Raw genomic sequence first — 16,023 nt, 5'->3', positions numbered from 1 at the left:
GAACCAACCACAGAGCATCAACCAAAACCAGATATCTCAGATGAATTTTTTCTTGTGATTTCCACAAATCCGGTGGACTTACAATTTTGTATTCCGATCATCGACAGGATGTCAGCGAGCCTTGCACCATGGGGAGGCGGCTGAGATTCACGAATCAGCCAGAGCTTAAGCTGCATCAACACCGTGGCTGGATCTGCCTGCAAACAAAAAAATGATCGACCTTGTTCGATGTCGTTTAACTGGTCGCCGATGAACTGTTTAGCGAGGGCATCTGTCTTTTTCATAGCCGCCCGTCGCACCACAAAGTCAAGGCAGACAGAATCAAATGGAGAAAAACCAAGATCTGTTGAGCCATTGCTTCTGGTGTACCTGCTGACCATCGCTGCCGTACAGAGCATGGGTACCAGACCAGGCATGCTGTATTCCATGCCAGTGAGCTGCAGCCAACCATGATGAACGCGCTCAGCATCCAGAGCCTGAATCGCTGTATCATTCACCAAAGGGCGCACCTCAATCGCGCGTAAACAGGCATTACGGTGATTGCCATTGATACTATTTTTTTTACTAAGACGGCCAACAATCACAACAGGCTGATTGAGAAACAGACGCAGTTCGTGTCGTTCAACCGTCACAGCAGATCAAAGAACAGACAAATCATGGAGAGACTTGATCAAGAAACAATATGTCTCATAAAATATCCGACAATTCACTGATCCCCAAAGAATCCATCACTTTACCAATGACCGACGTCGCCGTAAAACTGATCTTGATTCGATCGAAATCATTATCACGCAGATCCGAATACCCAAAGACATCACCATCAACAATCAACCGATCATCACGATTGAAATTGGAAATTTTCAGCTTCTTGGAAATCAAATCCTCTGCCTCCAAACTGACGACGTCAGCATTTCTATCATCGCCTAAATCGATTTTCATTTTTTTAACCTCGCCCTTGATATCCACTTGATCACTTCCTTCCCCCAGCCTGAACTTAGAGTTTTTGCCGACCGTGACATCTTGACCCAGGATGACCTGATCATCTCCTTGGCCAGTCGACACAGAAGATTTCAAAATTGCCCCATCCACAAAGCGAACAACATCATCCCCCTTAAACATTGAAATCGTTACCTTCTTCATCTTGCGCACTTCACTGACCAACTCTGCATTAAGCCCTGAGGCAAAGACGATATCTGACTTGGCCATCTTTTTTGCATCCAACTGCAAGCCGGGGACCTGCATCTCAACGTCAAGGTTCTTGACAAATGACGGAGCATTCAATGCAATTTTGTTGGCCAACGAATGATCAATGGAAATCAGATCGGAGAATTTCTCAGGGACGATGATCTCTGCATCTGAGCTGGAAAGCTTCACGGAGTCGCCGACTTGAATCACCTTGTCAACCACGCGTTGAATTGAGTCAACCACCTGATTCACAGCTCCAAGGCTCTCCAAAGCAGTTCTGACCGAAGGTGCTGATGAACTCGAAGAAGCAGTGTTCGATGAAGAAGCAGCGTTCGATGGTGATCCTGGAGACTCGGATGCGGATGGTTCAATCGTCGGCTCTTCTCTCACCTCCTCCGCAGGAGCTTCCACCGATAAGGTGATTTCAGTACCAGGGTTGAAGGCATTGGTCGGCAAATTTCCCGCGAAGGAAGCTGGAACAACAACAGACTCAATATTGGTCGCAGCAAATGCTCCACGCCCCAAGGCTTGAACAGACTCGGGAATGATGACTTGCGTCAGAGGAGTGTTATAGAAGGCATAGTCGCCAATCGACGTCAACGACTCTGGCAATCGGACGGCGGCTAGATCGGTATTGTCAAACGCGGAAGCGCCAATCGATACGACGGAATCCGGTACAACCAGCTCTGTCAGGTCAGACTGACGAAATGCACCCTGCTCAATTGTGATCAGCGAATCAGGAAGACTGACTTCCGTCAAGCTCGTTTCGTCAAAGGCAAAACGACCGATCGTCTCAAGCGTGGTCGGCAGAACCACCGTCAGGAAGAGATTGTTCTGACGGAATGCGAACTCGGGAATCGCTATCGTCCCTTCTTCAACAGTCAGCTCATCACCATTGAGTGCGTAATTAAAGCTCACCGAACCGGCCGAAATAAGGTTGATTTTAGCCAGCCAGAACAGAAGTGAGCAAAGCTCTTCACCTTTATTTGATTTCCAACAAAAAATAATTCCCCTTGATCGGCAGCCTCTCCAGCACCCTGGATTACGCTCCCACCTCAAGCATGGGGAAAGCCAGCATCAATTGTCATGACTGAGTTGAGAGCAAAGCAGTCATTTCAGAATTATGGCCCATCGTCATTAAAGCTTTCCAGGATCGTGAGCGGTGATCACCGTGAAGCGAAAGGCAGCAATACACACCTTGGTATATCAGGAGAAGCGATTCTTCTTTCTGACCTGTTCAGAGAGTCGCCGAATTTCCATGTTTTCATCACGATCTCCAGCGCCGCACGACTGATCAAGACTGCTCACATAAAGGTCAGCCGTTTTCACAACAATCGGACGCTGCAAAACGGTGGCGTCCATGCCATTTTCACTCATGAGATCTTGAAGGATGCTACGGCCTTGAGCGTCTGAGATTCGTCCATTCTGTTTCTGGCATTGGAATGCCGCAAGGTAACCAACAACAACAACTTCCTCATCGGTCAAAGCAGGAGTGAACTGCTTAAGCACAACACTGACAAGCGAACCTACAGTGGCAATGCCGAACAAACCAATCACAACAACAGCAAAGATCAGCCTGGGCTTATTAACAGAACGCTTTTCGTCCGAAGGAATCAAAGCATTGGGGATCGCCATGATTCGGCTGAAGCCTTAACGCCTTCTCAGAATGGCGACTTCCTTCAGTCGCGTCTACCACGCCTGCCGCTTCAGGAATCTCGATGTCGCGAGCCAGTCATGATCGTTGGACGAGAACGTCATCCTGATCACAAAACCGACAGCAACCAAATGTTTAGATATGTAAACATGCGTGGGTTTCATGCGGTCGTCCAATACAACCCGCTATCTGGCCATGGCCCGATTGCAGCGACGGCTCGCCTACCTCAGACGGGCTGAACGCACCAATGGCCGGATCGCCATGGTGGCCGTTGTGGCCGCCACGCTGGCTGAATGGTCGCTCGGCCATCCACTGATCATGCGACCCGGCGGCTTCTGAACGGAATGCGTGAATCTCTGTGTTCAAACGATTCGTTTTATGTTCCTTGAGGAAATTATTCAGAGCTCGCCCTTAAGTTCTCTGAAATTGCATTAAGGAGCAGGAGAGCAATGCGCAGCTATGAACAAAGAAAACGTCACAACGAAGTGGCCACTGGCCTTTCATTTATCGCTGTAGCCGTGATGGTTCTTGGCTTTATGGGAATTGTCCAGCACTTCGGGCTGTCCCTGGTCTGACCCCCCTCGGATATCAGCGACGTCCGATCACGTCCTCCCAGGACACCAGTTGCTGACGATGGCAGGTCACCGTCGTGGTCTGGGAATCAGACGTGGATGGTTCCGAGTGTGCGTGCTTTGAATCGTTGAAACCGGCTGCACGTTGGCCACGTGGTGAACGATGGTTCTTGTTGGTTTTTGGCATGGATCAATCAAGGTTTATTCCAATCCGATCGCTTGCTCGACATCTGTCGATTCGCTCTCAACAACATATTAGGCCTTCCTCCTCATGAACGAAAGGCGGAAACCCGTCTGATGGACATGGATCAGTCGTCGATCACGGTGATTCCGCTGGCCTGCTCCTCCAAGTGCTCGGCTCTTTCGAGAACAGCCTTGAGCACATCCTCGGCATCGGGGTCGAGTCCGAGCTGATCCAGGGTGAATGCCACGTCCCTGGTCGCCGTGAGCACAGCAGGAGAGACCTGCTCAATGGGAACAGACCGGGATCGACGTCGCCTTGATTTCTGCCCGGCCCTGGGGCTCGCCTCCTTCGCCATAGTGACCGCCGACGTTGAGTTCATTCTGGACCGCAGCCGCCGGTTCCACATCGTTCAGGAGGTGGCACAGTGCCAGTTATCGGCCAAGAGACGCAACCGTTGATGTCCTACGCAACTCCTCCGGCGGAGACACGGCAGTGCACCTCCTGCAGAAATGTTCTGACCCTGAATTTCTTCAAGCTGGATCACCAGGAATGTCGCCACTGCGAAGGGAAGCGCCTGGCAGATCTGATCGATGCAAGCTCCGAAGAGGACTGAGACGAAGGAAGGCTTTGAGCACAACGTCTGAACTCCGGCCAGCTTTAGCTATTCACCGTAGAAGCGGCAGAAGCTCAGCATGTCGAGCTGATCAACCCCGACGAGCCGTTTGGTCTCCGCCCAGGCATGAGATTCGCGCTCCCCTGAATCCGGTGCTCCCCAGAAGGCAGCACAGAGCGAACGCAGCTGGTCGTTGCGGGACAGACGTTGATCGATCCGCACCAGCGCCACAGCCATGACCATGGCGCTGACGGTCATGAGCAGTTGAAGAAGCGCTGCGACACGGGCACGGTCTGGAGCCATTCCAAGATCCCGGATGGTGTCGGTTTAGCGCCACGGCCCGTCTCGTGACAGCAGTGGTGCGTTCCACCCGACATCATCAGGACAGTGGATCGCAACCGAATGCAGACCCCTCGCCCGATCAACGACGCCGGCAATGGTTTGGTGCTGGTGGTGGCACTCCTGCTGAGCGCCTTGCTGCTGCTGGGCCAGGCCACCTTCATCGTCCCGGCCGGACAGGTTGCCGTGGTGACCACCCTCGGAAAGGTGAGCGGTGGCTCTCGACTGCCTGGCCTGAACCTGAAGATCCCTTTCCTTCAGGCGGTGTATCCATTCGATGTGCGAACCCAGGTGCGGCCGGAGGAATTCGCGACGCTCACCAAGGATCTGCAGGTGATCGAGGCCACGGCAACAGTGAAATATGCGGTGCGTCCTGACGAAGCCGGGCGGATCTACCGGACCATCGCCGGCAATGATCGGGAAATCTATCCACGCATCATTCAGCCCTCCCTGCTGAAAGCGCTGAAATCAGTGTTCTCCCAGTACGAACTGGTGACCATCGCAACGGAATGGAATGACATCTCCGCTCTGGTGGAGCGAACAGTGGCCCAGGAACTGGACAAGTTCGAATACGTTGAAGTGCGTGGCCTTGATCTCACCGGTCTGCAGATCGCAGAGGAATATCGGGCAGCGATTGAGCAGAAACAGATCGCCGAGCAGCAGCTTCTGCGTGCCCAGACCGAGGTGAAGATCGCTGAACAGGAGGCAATCCGATACGACACGCTCAACCGCAGCCTCGACGATCAGGTGCTGTTCAAACTGTTTCTCGACAAATGGGATGGCCGCACGGAAGTGGTTCCGGCACTGCCTGGCACTACAGGTGGCTCAACTCCGGTGATCGTTGGAGGTCGCCGTTGAGGCAGGAGTGTTCCGGATCTTTGCCCCAAAACCCCGTCTGAAGGAGGGGCAACCCCTCGATCAGCTGCACCGCAGCTACGACAAGGATGCCGAGCTGAATGAGCCCTATGTGGTGCTCAGCATTGGAGCCGGCCTGATTGCAACCTTCGGATTGCTCTCTGACAACACCGCCGTTGTGATCGGGGCCATGGTGGTTGCACCCTGGATCCTCCCCCTTCGCACCGGTGTGTTTGCCATTCTCGTTGGCAATTGGGGCCTGTTGCTGAGGGCATCACGCACCCTGAGCATCGGTGTGGCCAGCACCACCATGCTGGCCATTGCGCTTGGCCTGTGGGCGGGTACGCGTGGCTTGCTGGTCGCCGAGGCCATGCCGGCTGAAATCAGCGGCCGGGTGAATCCCAACCTGATCGATCTAGCCATCGCCCTGATCGCCGGAGCCATGGCGACCTACGCGAAGGTGAAGCCCAGCACAGTGAGCTCAATGGCAGGCACAGCGATCGCCGTTGCACTGGTTCCGCCCATCTGCGTGATGGGTCTGATGATCGCGAGTGGCGAATGGGAGAACGCAGAAGGTGCCGGTTTGCTGTTCGCCGCCAACCTGCTCGGGATTCTGATCGGCGGGGTGACCGTGCTGGCGATCCGTGAGCCGTATTTACGGGGTCAGCTACTCACCAGCCGGCGCACAAAGATCCCATTCATTGGCTCCCTCGTGTTGATGGTTGTGATCACAGTTCCTCTGCGCAATCGCTTCGTTGCCAAGCTTTACGACAAACGCACAGAATTTGCACAACAGAAAATCGAAGAGACAATTCGCGATTATCTCCAGAGCAAAACATTGACTTTCGGAGCCAACGAGTCGCTGGCCTTGAACAGCATTGCCTTTGACTGGCCGAACTTCTGGGAGAAGCGACGATCTCCAACCGTAGAAGTGGTGGTTCGGGTCACCAATCCCAATCTTCCCAGTTACAAACAAGTCCAGATCATTCAAGACACAATCAATGAGAGGATCGGATCTCGACTGGAAGGCCTGAAATTCCAGGTTCAGGTCCAACGCATCAATGTTTCCGTGGTGGAGGGCCGTGAGGTCAAACAACCGGATGCTTCCGCACCCGGATCACCACTGCTCAGTCCGCAACAGACCAAGCAGGTTCTTGAACAGGGAGCTCTGGAGCTGGATTCCGATCCTGAACAAACCACCCATCGGAGCCGCTCTGAAACCCGTTGATGGGGTGAACAGGCCTCCCCTCCTGATCAGCCCGCTTTCCGGAAGCGCATCAGTCCCCAGCTGAGGCGACCCTGCTGGCCACCATCCACCCAGTGGCCAAGACCCACATCCATGCGGTCCAGATATCCGGCACTGATTTTGGCTTCCAGTTCAGCGCGGCGGGACCGCGTGTCCTGGCGGACCCGGTCGTAGTGACGCACCAGCATCTCAGTGCGTTCATCCCACACCTCCAGCGTCAAACCAACCGCCTCTCCCCAGGTCTTGTAGCGAGCAGGTGAAGCGAGATCCGGCAAGTGAATTCGGTCAAGAATCGGCTGAAGAAGCCCCATCTCCACACCATCGGCCGCCATCGGATCGGTGAACACGAAACAGCCACCAGGCTTCAGCAGGCGGGACACCTCGGCCAACACCCGGGCCCGATCGCCGGCATGCAGGATTGCATCCTGACTCCAAACCAGATCCGCGCTGGCATCGGCCGCGGGCACCTGCTCAAAGGATGCGTCGTGGACTGTGATCTGTTTCGCCAGCCCAGCCTCAACATTCAGTCGGCGATGCCGATCATTTTCCACCGTGGAGATGTTGATTGCATGGACCGGTCGTTCACTCCAGCGAGCCAGACGTCGGGAAGCCCCCCCGTATCCGGAACCAAGATCCACCACACACCCCCCTGAGGGCAGATCGGTCGCCAGTGCCAGAAGCGCCTGCACTGTGCGCTCGCTGGCAATCGCGATCTCCTGGAGAGGAGTCTCATAGAGACCGATGTGAATGTCCTCACCTCCCCAGACCAGTTCGTAGAACTGGTCTGCATCGCTGCTGTCGTAGTAATGAGCCGCAACATCATCCGCCGCGGTGCCACTAGTCTTGCTCATCGATCTCAGTGCATCGTTGCATCAACATCAAAGCGGTATTCCTTCTCCGCCACATGAATATAGAAGTCGGGATTTTCATAACTCCGTTGATAGTCACCAAAGCTGGTGATGTTCTGGAAACCGACCTCCGACATCAGACGTCTGACATAGCCATAACGCAGCGGGAACATATTGAGGTGATAAGTGCTGCCATCACCGAAGGCATAACGGAATCGGGCGAGCCCCTCATCCACATGCTCGGGGCCGACCTCCACGTCCTGACCGCAGTAGACGTTGCCTTTGCCCTGGCGTACAGCAGAGCCGCCTTCAAGCAACCGGTCGTAATTGCGGTGATCAAGGATCAGAAGGCCGTTGTGCTTCAGCACGGCGTAGTACTCAGCGAGAGACTTGCGCCTGTCACGTTCCTTGAACAGGTGGGTGAAGGAATTACCCAGACAGATCACCGCATCGAACGCACCATGGATATCTCGGTTCAGAAAGCGCCAGTCAGCCTGGGCCGTACGCAGGAGTTGATCGCGATTACGGGCATTCCGGAAGGCCCTGGCCAGCATGTTGGGGCTACCATCGGCGCTGACGACATCAAAGCCTTCCTCCAGCAGGCGGACCGAATGAAAGCCGGTGCCGGTGGCGACATCCAGAACCGAGTGGGCGCCATGCTCCTTGAGAATACGGATAAAGAAGTCACCCTCCGCCTCAGCCCGTGCGTTCCAGTCGATCAGGCGGTCCCAGCGGTCGGTGAAGTCCTCGATGTACTCCTGCTGATAGTGATCCGTTTCACGAACGGACTCCGGAGAATCACCGAAACGTTGATGATCAGATTCAGCGGAAGTGAACTCGTTCTTCGTTGATGTCATACCAAATGGGCCGAATGTTTACCCAGACCCACTTCCTTAGAACACGATTTCAAACGTGACGAACAATGGAAGAAGTGATCCGACTCCGAACAGAGCGACTGCTCAGATGATTAAACCCTATACACAAACTCCTCAGTTGTCAGTGATGGCGCAAACCTGTCGCCATTCATGCCGCGCAGCCGCGCCTGGAATCGACTGTGCCGGATGGACTTTCAGAATATTTCAATCAATCGAAACAACAACAAGGCAGAACAAGGCTCTGCCTGCTCACACCCGTAGCATTTGGTTGCGTTGATCAGCGAAAATGAATGAGCTGATCCGCATTGAACAGCTTTGGAAAGTCTTCGGCGGCCGGCGTGATGCCGATCCAGAGACTCTGCTGCAGGACCCGCTGGCACGGGTCGCCGTCCGGGACGTGTCCCTGACGATCGGCGAAGGTGAGATCTTCGTGGTGATGGGGCTGTCGGGCTCGGGCAAGTCCACGCTTCTGCGCATGCTGAACGGCCTGATCCAACCCAGTGCAGGGGAGATCCTGGTCAGCGGGCGGCGCCTCAGAGATCTGAGCGGTTCGGAGCTGCTCATGCTTCGCCGACGCAGCATGGCCATGGTCTTCCAGTCCTTCGCCCTGTTTCCGCATCGAAGTGCCCTGGAGAACGCCGCCTTCGGACTGGAGGTGGCCGGAATGCCGAGGCGTCAGCGCCAGGAACGGGCTCAGCAGGCGTTGGAACGCGTCGGGCTCGGCAACGATCTCCATCGCCGACCGGACCAGCTGTCCGGCGGGATGCGACAACGGGTGGGGCTCGCCCGGGCACTCGCTCTGGATCCACCGATCCTGCTGATGGACGAGGCATTCTCAGCCCTGGATCCCTTGATCCGACGGGACATGCAGGATCTGCTGCTCGATCTTCAGCGCGAACATCGCCGCACCGTGGTGTTCATCTCCCATGACCTGGATGAAGCCGTTCGCATCGGCGATCGCATCGCCCTGATGCAGGAGGGGCGGCTGCTGCAGTGCGGCACCGCAGAGGAACTGCTCCGCCACCCGGAGGAGGAAGCCGTGAGCCGTTTCTTCAAGGCAGTGGACGCCTCGGCGGTGCTCCGTGTCGGCGCCTTGGCAGAGCCGGCCCCCGATGGCATGGTCCTTGATCTGGGAAACCGCAGCCTTCCCATGCTGAACGCCGCCACCCTGGTGCGGGATGCCATCCCTACCGTCGCCCGGGCGAATCGCCCCGTCCCCGTGGTCGGTGATGACCACCATTTGATCGGTGTCGTCACCCCGCAGACGCTGCTGCGTGCCATCGCCACGCCATGACCGATTCCATGCTCCCCCTGCTCGCGAGTTCAACCGAAGCCGGCACGATCGGCATGGCCACTGATGCGATCGTGCGCTGGCTCCTGGACCATGGCCAGGGTCTGTTTGATGCAGTCAATGCCCTGATCCTTGGCATGGCTGAGCTCTGTGAACAGATCCTGTCGGCCCCTGCCCCCTGGGTACTGGCGATCCTCATCGCTGCGCTCGGGCTCTGGCGGGTGAGTGCCGGATTCGCGCTGCTCACGCTGCTGGGGCTGAACCTGGTTCTGGTGATGGAGCTCTGGGATCCCATGATCAGCACGCTGGCGCTTGTTCTGGCGTCCTCTCTGCTGGCGCTGTTGATCGGACTCCCGCTTGGCGTGCTGGCTGCCCGTCAGACCATTCTTTGGCGAATCACCCGGCCGGTGCTGGATCTGATGCAGACGATGCCGGCGTTCGTTTACCTGATTCCCGCCGTGATGCTGTTCAGCACAGGGGCCGTGCCGTCCATCCTTGCCACGCTGATCTTCTCCATGCCCCCAGTGGTGCGTCTCACCGTTCTGGGCATCCGTCAGGTTCCAGCGGATCTGATGGAAGCGGGTCGGTCCTTCGGCTGCTCCGAGCTTCAACTGCTGCGCCAAGTACAGCTCCCGAGCGCCTTGCCCACGGTGATGACCGGCGTGAACCAGACGATCATGCTGGCGCTCTCGATGGTGGTGATCGCCTCGATGATCGGAGGCGGTGGACTGGGAGACGTGGTGCTGCGTGGCATCCAGCAGCTGAACATCGGCCTTGGCTTTGAAGGAGGCCTGGCGGTGGTGATCCTGGCGGTGATCCTCGACCGGCTGACTCAGAGTTTCACCACACCCCCGTCAACGTCTCTGCCGGACCGGTTTCGCAGCTTCCGTGATCTGTGGAGGGTTCGATGAAGGCCAACCATCGCTGGCAACGACGTTCCGTTCTCCTGGCAGGCATCGGCCTTGCCGGCGCATCTCTGTTCAACATCGCCCGGCGTGGCCGCGAGGAGAGCGGATCGGTCAACACAACCGCTTCCTTGCAGAGCCAGGAGCAGTCGATGGACAACGCAAGGCCGTTGAAGCTGGGCTGGTCGCCCTGGGCCGATGCCGAGGTGGTGAGCCTGATGGCGGCACAGCTGATTCACTCACGCCTGAACGTGCCTGTGGAGCGCGTGATGGCAGACATCGGCATCCAGTACGAATCGGTTGCACGGGGAGATCTGGATCTGATGCTGATGGCCTGGCTGCCTGGTACGCACCGGGACTACTGGTCTCGCATCCGGGATCGTGTCCTCGATCTGGGGCCGATGTATTCGGGTCGTCTCGGTTGGATTGTTCCGGACTACGTTCCGGAGACGGTGCTGAACAGCATCGAACAGCTCAAGGATCCCGACCTCGCGACCCGCTTCGCCAACCGCGTTCAGGGCATCGACCCAGGTTCAGGTCTCAATCAGGCATCGCTGGAGGCATTGAAGCGCTACGACCTCAATGACCTGGACCTGGTGGCGTCCAGCAGTGCCGCGATGGCGGCGGTGCTGGCCCAGGCCATCGACGAGAAACGCTGGATGATCGCCACCAGCTGGACTCCTCACTGGATGTTCGCCCGCTACAACCTGCGCTTTCTGAAGGATCCCGACGGAGTGTTCGGCGGCACGGAACGCATCCATGCGGTGGCACGCCAGGGGCTGGATCTGCGCGCCCCGTCGGTGACCGCCTTCCTCAGCCGGTTCCACCTGCCGGACAGCGACCTTGATGGCCTGCTGCTGCAGGCGCAGGAGCAGTCCGCGGAGGAGGCGGTGGCGGATTACCTGGAGCGCAATCCGGCTCGGGTCACCTATTGGTGCACCGGCCGCATGAGCGCCAGCTAACCGCACCATTCAGGCTCAACATTCCAACGCAGTCTTCACTTTCTGGTGAGGATCACCCAGAAGGCATGAATGATGGCGATCGCTCCCATTCCGAACAGCGGTGGCAGCCCCAGAAAGCCACCGAGCGCGAGCGCGAACAGCACGAGGTTCAACCAGAACGGCCCACTGAAGCCCACCTGCGTGAACACCCCGAGCGGAGGCAGGAACACGGCAATGATGAGGCGGAAGATGTCACCACAAGTCATAGACGCTCAGATCACACCCCCTTTCTTGTAGCAAAACGAACACTCATCAGAGCAATGCCTCGTCGATCCCCATCGGCCAACGGGAGCGAACCCGGTCGCGCAGCATCTCGAAATCGTCAAAGCTGAACCCCGGACCGACACAGCAGCTCACCAGGCTGTGCTCACCTTGACTTCGCGCCGCCATCCAGACCCCGGCTGGAACGCACCCCACGGGCTGATCAGCGCTGAGCACGTCTTCATCCGTGGCCTTCGCACCATCTGGATGCTGAAACAGGCTGAGCGGAGCTCCTCCGAGGAAGGTCCAGATCTCATCACCACCATGAACGCAGTGCCAGCGACTCACATCGTCGGCATTAAGAAGGAACAGCACGGTTGTGATCGCACTGCGTTGTTCGCCATCAGGCCTGGTCACCTGAATGGAACTGCGTTGCACTTCCCGGTACCACCCGCCCTCGGGATGGAGCTGCAACCCCAAACGCGACACAAGAGCATCAAAAGAGTTCACCACTGATCTGACCAGAGCTCTGCAACGCTGCCACAACAAAAAGCCCCCACCTTGCGGTGAGGGCTTTCCGATTCAGTTGATCTGAATCGTTTTGGCTGTTCCAGAAGGAACAGGTTGATTCCAGATCAACCGATGGCAGGTGCTTGCAGAGCCACAGGAGTGGACTCAGCAGCAGCCAGGTCGAGGGGGAAGTTGTGAGCATTGCGCTCGTGCATCACTTCCATGCCGAGGCCGGCACGGTTCAACACGTCGGCCCAGGTGTTCAGGACGCGGCCCTGACCATCAAGGATGGACTGGTTGAAGTTGAAGCCGTTCAGGTTGAAGGCCATGGTTGACACGCCCAGGGCGGTGAACCAGATGCCGACAACAGGCCAGGCAGCCAGGAAGAAGTGAAGGCTACGGCTGTTGTTGAAGGAGGCGTATTGGAAGATCAGGCGACCGAAGTAACCGTGGGCAGCCACGATGTTGTAGGTCTCTTCTTCTTGGCCAAACTTATAGCCGTAGTTCTGGGACTCGCTCTCGGTGGTTTCACGCACCAGGGAGGAGGTCACCAGGGAGCCGTGCATGGCGGAGAACAAGCTGCCGCCGAAGACACCTGCGACGCCCAACATGTGGAAGGGGTGCATCAGGATGTTGTGCTCGGCCTGGAACACCAACATGTAGTTGAAGGTTCCAGAGATGCCCAGGGGCATTGCGTCAGAGAAAGAACCCTGACCGAAGGGGTAGACCAGGAAGACAGCGGATGCTGCAGCGACAGGTGCGCTGTAGGCAACGCAGATCCAGGGGCGCATACCCAGGCGGTAGGAGAGTTCCCACTCGCGACCCATGTAGGCGAAGATGCCGATGAGGAAGTGGAAAATAACCAGCTGGAAGGGGCCGCCGTTGTACAGCCACTCATCGAGGGAAGCAGCTTCCCAGATGGGATAGAAGTGCAGGCCGATGGCGTTTGAAGAAGGAACAACAGCACCGGAGATGATGTTGTTGCCGTAGATCAGGGAGCCAGCGACAGGCTCGCGGATGCCATCGATGTCGACCGGAGGTGCGGCGACGAAGGCGATGACGAAACAGATGGTGGCAGCCAGCAGGGTGGGGATCATCAGCACACCGAACCAACCGACATACAGACGGTTGTTGGTCGAGGTGACCCACTCGCAGAAGGACTGCCAACTAGAAGCGCCGGAGCGCTGCTGGATGGTGGTGGTCATGAGAACGGAAAGAAGTGCCCCCGAAGGGACGGTTTAAGGAAGGGCAGGGATGCCCTGCCTCCATCCAATGTAACAGAAGTTTGCGGTGTATGTGCGGACATTGCGCGGCGTCCGGCGGCGCACCCCAGGCCAGGACAAGGGGGTCCAGAAAGCCTTAAGGTTTGATTGCCCCCTTCGGGATGCGTCTTGGTTCTGATCCGCTGGCTCCATTCGGGGCAACGCTTGGAGGAAACCGTTCCTCTTTCCCAGGCACGGCATCGCCGCCATGAGCTCGAGGCCCAGGGAGCCACGGTTTATTGGAGTGAACGTCTGGTGCAAGCGGCAATCTGCTGAGAGCCTGGATCAACCGTTCTCCGGACCATGGTTTCTCGCGTCTCCAGGCCGATGTCTGTTGCAGCCCTCTGTTTCGGACTTCTGCTGCTCGGCGGATGTCAGCGTGGATGGATTCCAACACCAGGCGCAGATCAGTCCAGAACAGGCGCTGGCTCCGACGATGCCCTCAGGAGGCTGGAGCTTCGCCTGGATCAGCTGGAGAGACGCCTCGGGGATCAGAGCAAGGGAGCCGCTCCGAAAGACGCCAGGACTCCGGCAGGTCCGCTCCAATCGCTGACGCTTCGCATCGGAAGCGACGACGACAGGCTCAGGTTGTACTGGGCCGATGGTCAACGCAGTGACCTCAGTTGCAGCAAGGAGGGGACGGGGGTCTGGGCCTGCGGTTGATGGACAGGAGCATCCGGAAACACCTGTGTCCCAGCCGCGGGGATGCATCCCACCGCTCCAGCAGCAGAGTGACGTCACATCGCAAGTGCTCCGATGCGTCCGTTCCCTGCTCTGCTTGTCAGCCTGGGACTGGCTGTGACTGGGTCGATGGCCATCGCCCAGTCCAACAATTACCCCTTTGCCCAGACCAAGGCGGCCAATCTGGCCCGGATGAGGGCCGAGCGACTAAACGGCGGATTACGTCTGTACCGATCCGATCAGTGCATGCATGCTCTTCGGGGAGAGGCTTGCCTGATCTCCTCGACGGATGAAGGATTCCTCTTCCGCTTCAGGGGCGGTGAACCCGGATGGCAACAGCAGATTCCGCCGCAACCGACCCTGGTAACCGAAGTTCTGGTCTCACCAGACGGCGATCGGATTCTGGACGTCTCTTACAACGGACCGCTGCTACCAAAGGGGAACAGCTCTCCTCCGGTCGTGCCACCGGACAATCCATGAGTTTCTTCAGCCGATCCCTCGGACTCCTTCTGATCGGAGCGAGCCTGCCCCTCGGCCTCGGCCCCGTTCCGGAAGCCAGAGCCCAGGTCTCCGATGCCCGGCAGAGAGCTGTGAATGTGGCTCGGATGCGTGCCGAGGCCATCAACGGTGGACTGAGCCGCTACCGCGCGGCCCGCTGCATGTACGGGACAAGCGTCGGTGGAGGTGACTGCATCGTGAGCACCGACGACGGCTACACCTTCCGGTTCGACGGTGGTGCTCCCGGTTGGCAGGAGGCCGGCGCACCTCCGACCGTGGAGACCGAACTGAAGATTTCTTCCGACGGACGTCAGGTGGAAGCAGAGATCTACAACGGTCCTCCCCGCTGACATCAGCTCTTCAGCAACTGCTCGAGGGCCGTCCGCCAGGCGTCTTCCACAGGCCAAACCTCCCGCCGGGTCAGCGACAGAGCGATTCGCTTCTCGGCGTAAGCGGCCTCATTGATGAACACGGGAACATCGTCCACCTCGCCCTCGAAGCCCTGAATCGCCGGCAGACCCTGTCCACACAGTTCAACGAACAGAGGCTCCTCTGACGCCAGCGGCTGCCAGTCCCGGCCGAGACGATCACCATGCAGCAGGCCTGAGATCTGATTCCCGTCACGTCTCGGCAGATCCAGGCTGCAGCGATGGAGATGCACCACGAGCTGTCGTGGGTAGCTCGCTGCCGCCCTGCGCGCTGCTGCCAGGGAGGCCAGGCAGGTTTCCACCGCCAGACGGGTCTGTTCAACGATCCGAACATCCAGAAGCGACTGCGGCACCGGCCCCACCTCGATCACCAGACCACAGGGCCAGCACTCCACGAGGAAACCGGTCTGACGATCATCAGCCTCATGCAGATACACAGGTAGTCCGAGCGCACCCTGCACGAGGCTCGCCAGAGCCAGATCAGCAGGCCGACGGCCGTAAACCACCAGACAACTGCCCATGGCCGCCGTGGTGCTGTGCAGATCGAGGGCCACCCGGCAGGGATGCGTGCCCTGTGGACCATGCCGCTGCACCAGGGACCGGGCCCGGGCAAACTCCAGCGCTTCGCCGTCATCAGAGGCGAAGCGGTCCGGCAGAAAGCTGCGGTTGAGATCACGGTCGATGTATCGGCGATTGGCCGCTCGTGCATCGGGATTGCCGATCAGCGGCTGAACCGTGAGGCCATGGTCATCAATCAGATCAGGCGTCCTCTGCCAGGCGTCCAGCAGCCAGGGCGCGTTCACCTCGTTGCCATGGGTCCCGGCCACAAGAAGAACGTCCGACGCCGTCATCAGGGGCACACGCTGCTGCACGAC

The 16,023-nt window shown here is 57.9% G+C and carries 22 protein-coding genes; 11 read left to right on the top strand and 11 right to left on the bottom strand.

The window, feature by feature from the left end:
• Window positions 1-17: 17 nt before the first annotated feature.
• The 3 genes from SynA15127_RS02870 to SynA15127_RS02860 all read right to left on the bottom strand — a co-directional run bounded on the left by SynA15127_RS02870 (window position 18) and on the right by SynA15127_RS02860 (window position 2,820).
• Window positions 18-632, bottom strand: a complete 615-nt coding sequence (locus SynA15127_RS02870) for a hypothetical protein (RefSeq protein ID WP_186484930.1) — start codon at window positions 630-632, stop codon at window positions 18-20.
• Between the two features lie 55 nt (window positions 633-687).
• A complete protein-coding gene (locus tag SynA15127_RS02865; protein ID WP_186484929.1) occupies window positions 688-2,103 on the bottom strand; it encodes a leucine-rich repeat domain-containing protein in 1,416 nt (471 codons plus the stop codon).
• A 288-nt stretch (window positions 2,104-2,391) separates the two neighbouring features.
• Window positions 2,392-2,820 carry a hypothetical protein gene (locus SynA15127_RS02860; RefSeq protein WP_186484928.1) on the bottom strand — a complete coding sequence of 143 codons (429 nt, stop codon included), beginning with the start codon at window positions 2,818-2,820 and terminating at the stop codon, window positions 2,392-2,394.
• A 181-nt stretch (window positions 2,821-3,001) separates the two neighbouring features.
• Here SynA15127_RS02860 and SynA15127_RS02855 point away from each other — a divergent pair, with 181 nt between their 5' ends.
• On the top strand, window positions 3,002-3,178 hold the full coding sequence (locus SynA15127_RS02855) for a chlorophyll a/b-binding protein (RefSeq protein WP_186484927.1): 177 nt from the start codon (window positions 3,002-3,004) through the stop codon (window positions 3,176-3,178).
• 541 nt (window positions 3,179-3,719) lie between these two features.
• Here SynA15127_RS02855 and SynA15127_RS13475 read toward each other — a convergent pair.
• Window positions 3,720-3,842 carry a hypothetical protein gene (locus SynA15127_RS13475; protein WP_255475551.1) on the bottom strand — a complete coding sequence of 41 codons (123 nt, stop codon included), beginning with the start codon at window positions 3,840-3,842 and terminating at the stop codon, window positions 3,720-3,722.
• Between SynA15127_RS13475 and SynA15127_RS13470 the strand changes: the two genes are divergently transcribed.
• Window positions 3,832-4,053: a hypothetical protein gene (locus SynA15127_RS13470; protein ID WP_255475550.1), complete on the top strand. Its 222-nt coding sequence runs from the start codon at window positions 3,832-3,834 to the stop codon at window positions 4,051-4,053. The genes SynA15127_RS13475 and SynA15127_RS13470 overlap by 11 nt on opposite strands.
• Window positions 4,053-4,208: a hypothetical protein gene (locus SynA15127_RS02845; RefSeq protein WP_186484926.1), complete on the top strand. Its 156-nt coding sequence runs from the start codon at window positions 4,053-4,055 to the stop codon at window positions 4,206-4,208. Before SynA15127_RS13470 ends, SynA15127_RS02845 begins: the two co-directional genes overlap by 1 nt.
• Before the next feature lie 48 nt (window positions 4,209-4,256).
• Here the strand turns inward: SynA15127_RS02845 and SynA15127_RS02840 are convergent, their stop codons facing one another.
• Window positions 4,257-4,511: a hypothetical protein gene (locus SynA15127_RS02840; protein WP_186484925.1), complete on the bottom strand. Its 255-nt coding sequence runs from the start codon at window positions 4,509-4,511 to the stop codon at window positions 4,257-4,259.
• Window positions 4,512-4,610: 99 nt separating this feature from the next.
• Here SynA15127_RS02840 and SynA15127_RS02835 point away from each other — a divergent pair, with 99 nt between their 5' ends.
• Both SynA15127_RS02835 and SynA15127_RS02830 read left to right on the top strand, forming a co-directional pair.
• Window positions 4,611-5,405 (top strand): prohibitin family protein, encoded by a 795-nt coding sequence (locus tag SynA15127_RS02835; protein ID WP_186484924.1) that lies wholly within the window; start codon window positions 4,611-4,613, stop codon window positions 5,403-5,405.
• Window positions 5,389-6,630 carry a DUF389 domain-containing protein gene (locus tag SynA15127_RS02830; protein WP_186484923.1) on the top strand — a complete coding sequence of 414 codons (1,242 nt, stop codon included), beginning with the start codon at window positions 5,389-5,391 and terminating at the stop codon, window positions 6,628-6,630. Before SynA15127_RS02835 ends, SynA15127_RS02830 begins: the two co-directional genes overlap by 17 nt.
• A 26-nt stretch (window positions 6,631-6,656) precedes the next feature.
• Here the strand turns inward: SynA15127_RS02830 and bsmB are convergent, their stop codons facing one another.
• Entirely contained in the window at window positions 6,657-7,499 is an 843-nt protein-coding gene (gene bsmB, locus SynA15127_RS02825) for a dimethylglycine N-methyltransferase (RefSeq protein ID WP_186484922.1), read from the bottom strand.
• A 5-nt stretch (window positions 7,500-7,504) separates the two neighbouring features.
• Window positions 7,505-8,353, bottom strand: coding sequence for a class I SAM-dependent methyltransferase (locus SynA15127_RS02820; RefSeq protein ID WP_186484921.1), 849 nt, complete (start codon window positions 8,351-8,353; stop codon window positions 7,505-7,507).
• A 304-nt stretch (window positions 8,354-8,657) separates the two neighbouring features.
• Between SynA15127_RS02820 and SynA15127_RS02815 the strand changes: the two genes are divergently transcribed.
• From SynA15127_RS02815 to SynA15127_RS02805, 3 genes are read left to right on the top strand one after another with little or no spacing between them, the layout of a single operon-like run.
• Window positions 8,658-9,665: a betaine/proline/choline family ABC transporter ATP-binding protein gene (locus tag SynA15127_RS02815; RefSeq protein WP_186484920.1), complete on the top strand. Its 1,008-nt coding sequence runs from the start codon at window positions 8,658-8,660 to the stop codon at window positions 9,663-9,665.
• A complete protein-coding gene (locus SynA15127_RS02810) occupies window positions 9,662-10,573 on the top strand; it encodes a proline/glycine betaine ABC transporter permease (protein WP_186484919.1) in 912 nt (303 codons plus the stop codon). Before SynA15127_RS02815 ends, SynA15127_RS02810 begins: the two co-directional genes overlap by 4 nt.
• Window positions 10,570-11,529, top strand: a complete 960-nt coding sequence (locus tag SynA15127_RS02805; RefSeq protein ID WP_186484918.1) for a glycine betaine ABC transporter substrate-binding protein — start codon at window positions 10,570-10,572, stop codon at window positions 11,527-11,529. Before SynA15127_RS02810 ends, SynA15127_RS02805 begins: the two co-directional genes overlap by 4 nt.
• 35 nt (window positions 11,530-11,564) lie before the next feature.
• Here SynA15127_RS02805 and SynA15127_RS02800 read toward each other — a convergent pair whose 3' ends face one another.
• From SynA15127_RS02800 to psbA, 3 genes are all read right to left on the bottom strand, one after another.
• Entirely contained in the window at window positions 11,565-11,774 is a 210-nt protein-coding gene (locus tag SynA15127_RS02800) for a YqaE/Pmp3 family membrane protein (protein WP_043695249.1), read from the bottom strand.
• A gap of 46 nt (window positions 11,775-11,820) precedes the next feature.
• Window positions 11,821-12,279 (bottom strand): cupin domain-containing protein, encoded by a 459-nt coding sequence (locus SynA15127_RS02795; RefSeq protein WP_186484917.1) that lies wholly within the window; start codon window positions 12,277-12,279, stop codon window positions 11,821-11,823.
• 125 nt (window positions 12,280-12,404) lie between these two features.
• Entirely contained in the window at window positions 12,405-13,484 is a 1,080-nt protein-coding gene (psbA, locus tag SynA15127_RS02790; RefSeq protein ID WP_186484761.1) for a photosystem II q(b) protein, read from the bottom strand.
• A gap of 384 nt (window positions 13,485-13,868) precedes the next feature.
• Here psbA and SynA15127_RS02785 point away from each other — a divergent pair, with 384 nt between their 5' ends.
• The 3 genes from SynA15127_RS02785 to SynA15127_RS02775 all read left to right on the top strand — a co-directional run bounded on the left by SynA15127_RS02785 (window position 13,869) and on the right by SynA15127_RS02775 (window position 15,070).
• Window positions 13,869-14,204 (top strand): hypothetical protein, encoded by a 336-nt coding sequence (locus SynA15127_RS02785; RefSeq protein ID WP_186484916.1) that lies wholly within the window; start codon window positions 13,869-13,871, stop codon window positions 14,202-14,204.
• Between the two features lie 93 nt (window positions 14,205-14,297).
• Window positions 14,298-14,702: a hypothetical protein gene (locus SynA15127_RS02780; RefSeq protein WP_186484915.1), complete on the top strand. Its 405-nt coding sequence runs from the start codon at window positions 14,298-14,300 to the stop codon at window positions 14,700-14,702.
• Window positions 14,699-15,070, top strand: a complete 372-nt coding sequence (locus SynA15127_RS02775; RefSeq protein ID WP_186484914.1) for a hypothetical protein — start codon at window positions 14,699-14,701, stop codon at window positions 15,068-15,070. Before SynA15127_RS02780 ends, SynA15127_RS02775 begins: the two co-directional genes overlap by 4 nt.
• A 2-nt stretch (window positions 15,071-15,072) precedes the next feature.
• Here SynA15127_RS02775 and SynA15127_RS02770 read toward each other — a convergent pair whose 3' ends face one another.
• Window positions 15,073-15,999, bottom strand: coding sequence for an aspartoacylase (locus SynA15127_RS02770; protein ID WP_186485541.1), 927 nt, complete (start codon window positions 15,997-15,999; stop codon window positions 15,073-15,075).
• Window positions 16,000-16,023: the final 24 nt, after the last annotated feature.

Origin of the sequence: Synechococcus sp. A15-127, assembly GCF_014280215.1 — a bacterium.
Classification (GTDB): Bacteria; Cyanobacteriota; Cyanobacteriia; order PCC-6307; family Cyanobiaceae; genus Parasynechococcus.
This window is presented reverse-complemented; position numbering and strand designations above follow the sequence as displayed.

Coding starts and splice junctions, on each gene's coding strand:
- SynA15127_RS02860 (WP_186484928.1), bottom strand. CDS start 2,820: ATGGCGATCCCCAATGCTTTGATTCCTTCGGACGAAAAGCGTTCTGTT.
- SynA15127_RS02820 (WP_186484921.1), bottom strand. CDS start 8,353: ATGACATCAACGAAGAACGAGTTCACTTCCGCTGAATCTGATCATCAA.
- SynA15127_RS02835 (WP_186484924.1), top strand. CDS start 4,611: ATGCAGACCCCTCGCCCGATCAACGACGCCGGCAATGGTTTGGTGCTG.
- SynA15127_RS02805 (WP_186484918.1), top strand. CDS start 10,570: ATGAAGGCCAACCATCGCTGGCAACGACGTTCCGTTCTCCTGGCAGGC.
- SynA15127_RS02855 (WP_186484927.1), top strand. CDS start 3,002: ATGCGGTCGTCCAATACAACCCGCTATCTGGCCATGGCCCGATTGCAG.
- psbA (WP_186484761.1), bottom strand. CDS start 13,484: ATGACCACCACCATCCAGCAGCGCTCCGGCGCTTCTAGTTGGCAGTCC.
- bsmB (WP_186484922.1), bottom strand. CDS start 7,499: ATGAGCAAGACTAGTGGCACCGCGGCGGATGATGTTGCGGCTCATTAC.
- SynA15127_RS02785 (WP_186484916.1), top strand. CDS start 13,869: ATGTCTGTTGCAGCCCTCTGTTTCGGACTTCTGCTGCTCGGCGGATGT.
- SynA15127_RS02775 (WP_186484914.1), top strand. CDS start 14,699: ATGAGTTTCTTCAGCCGATCCCTCGGACTCCTTCTGATCGGAGCGAGC.
- SynA15127_RS02800 (WP_043695249.1), bottom strand. CDS start 11,774: ATGACTTGTGGTGACATCTTCCGCCTCATCATTGCCGTGTTCCTGCCT.
- SynA15127_RS02845 (WP_186484926.1), top strand. CDS start 4,053: ATGTCCTACGCAACTCCTCCGGCGGAGACACGGCAGTGCACCTCCTGC.
- SynA15127_RS02815 (WP_186484920.1), top strand. CDS start 8,658: ATGAATGAGCTGATCCGCATTGAACAGCTTTGGAAAGTCTTCGGCGGC.
- SynA15127_RS02840 (WP_186484925.1), bottom strand. CDS start 4,511: ATGGCTCCAGACCGTGCCCGTGTCGCAGCGCTTCTTCAACTGCTCATG.
- SynA15127_RS02810 (WP_186484919.1), top strand. CDS start 9,662: ATGACCGATTCCATGCTCCCCCTGCTCGCGAGTTCAACCGAAGCCGGC.
- SynA15127_RS02780 (WP_186484915.1), top strand. CDS start 14,298: ATGCGTCCGTTCCCTGCTCTGCTTGTCAGCCTGGGACTGGCTGTGACT.
- SynA15127_RS02770 (WP_186485541.1), bottom strand. CDS start 15,999: ATGACGGCGTCGGACGTTCTTCTTGTGGCCGGGACCCATGGCAACGAG.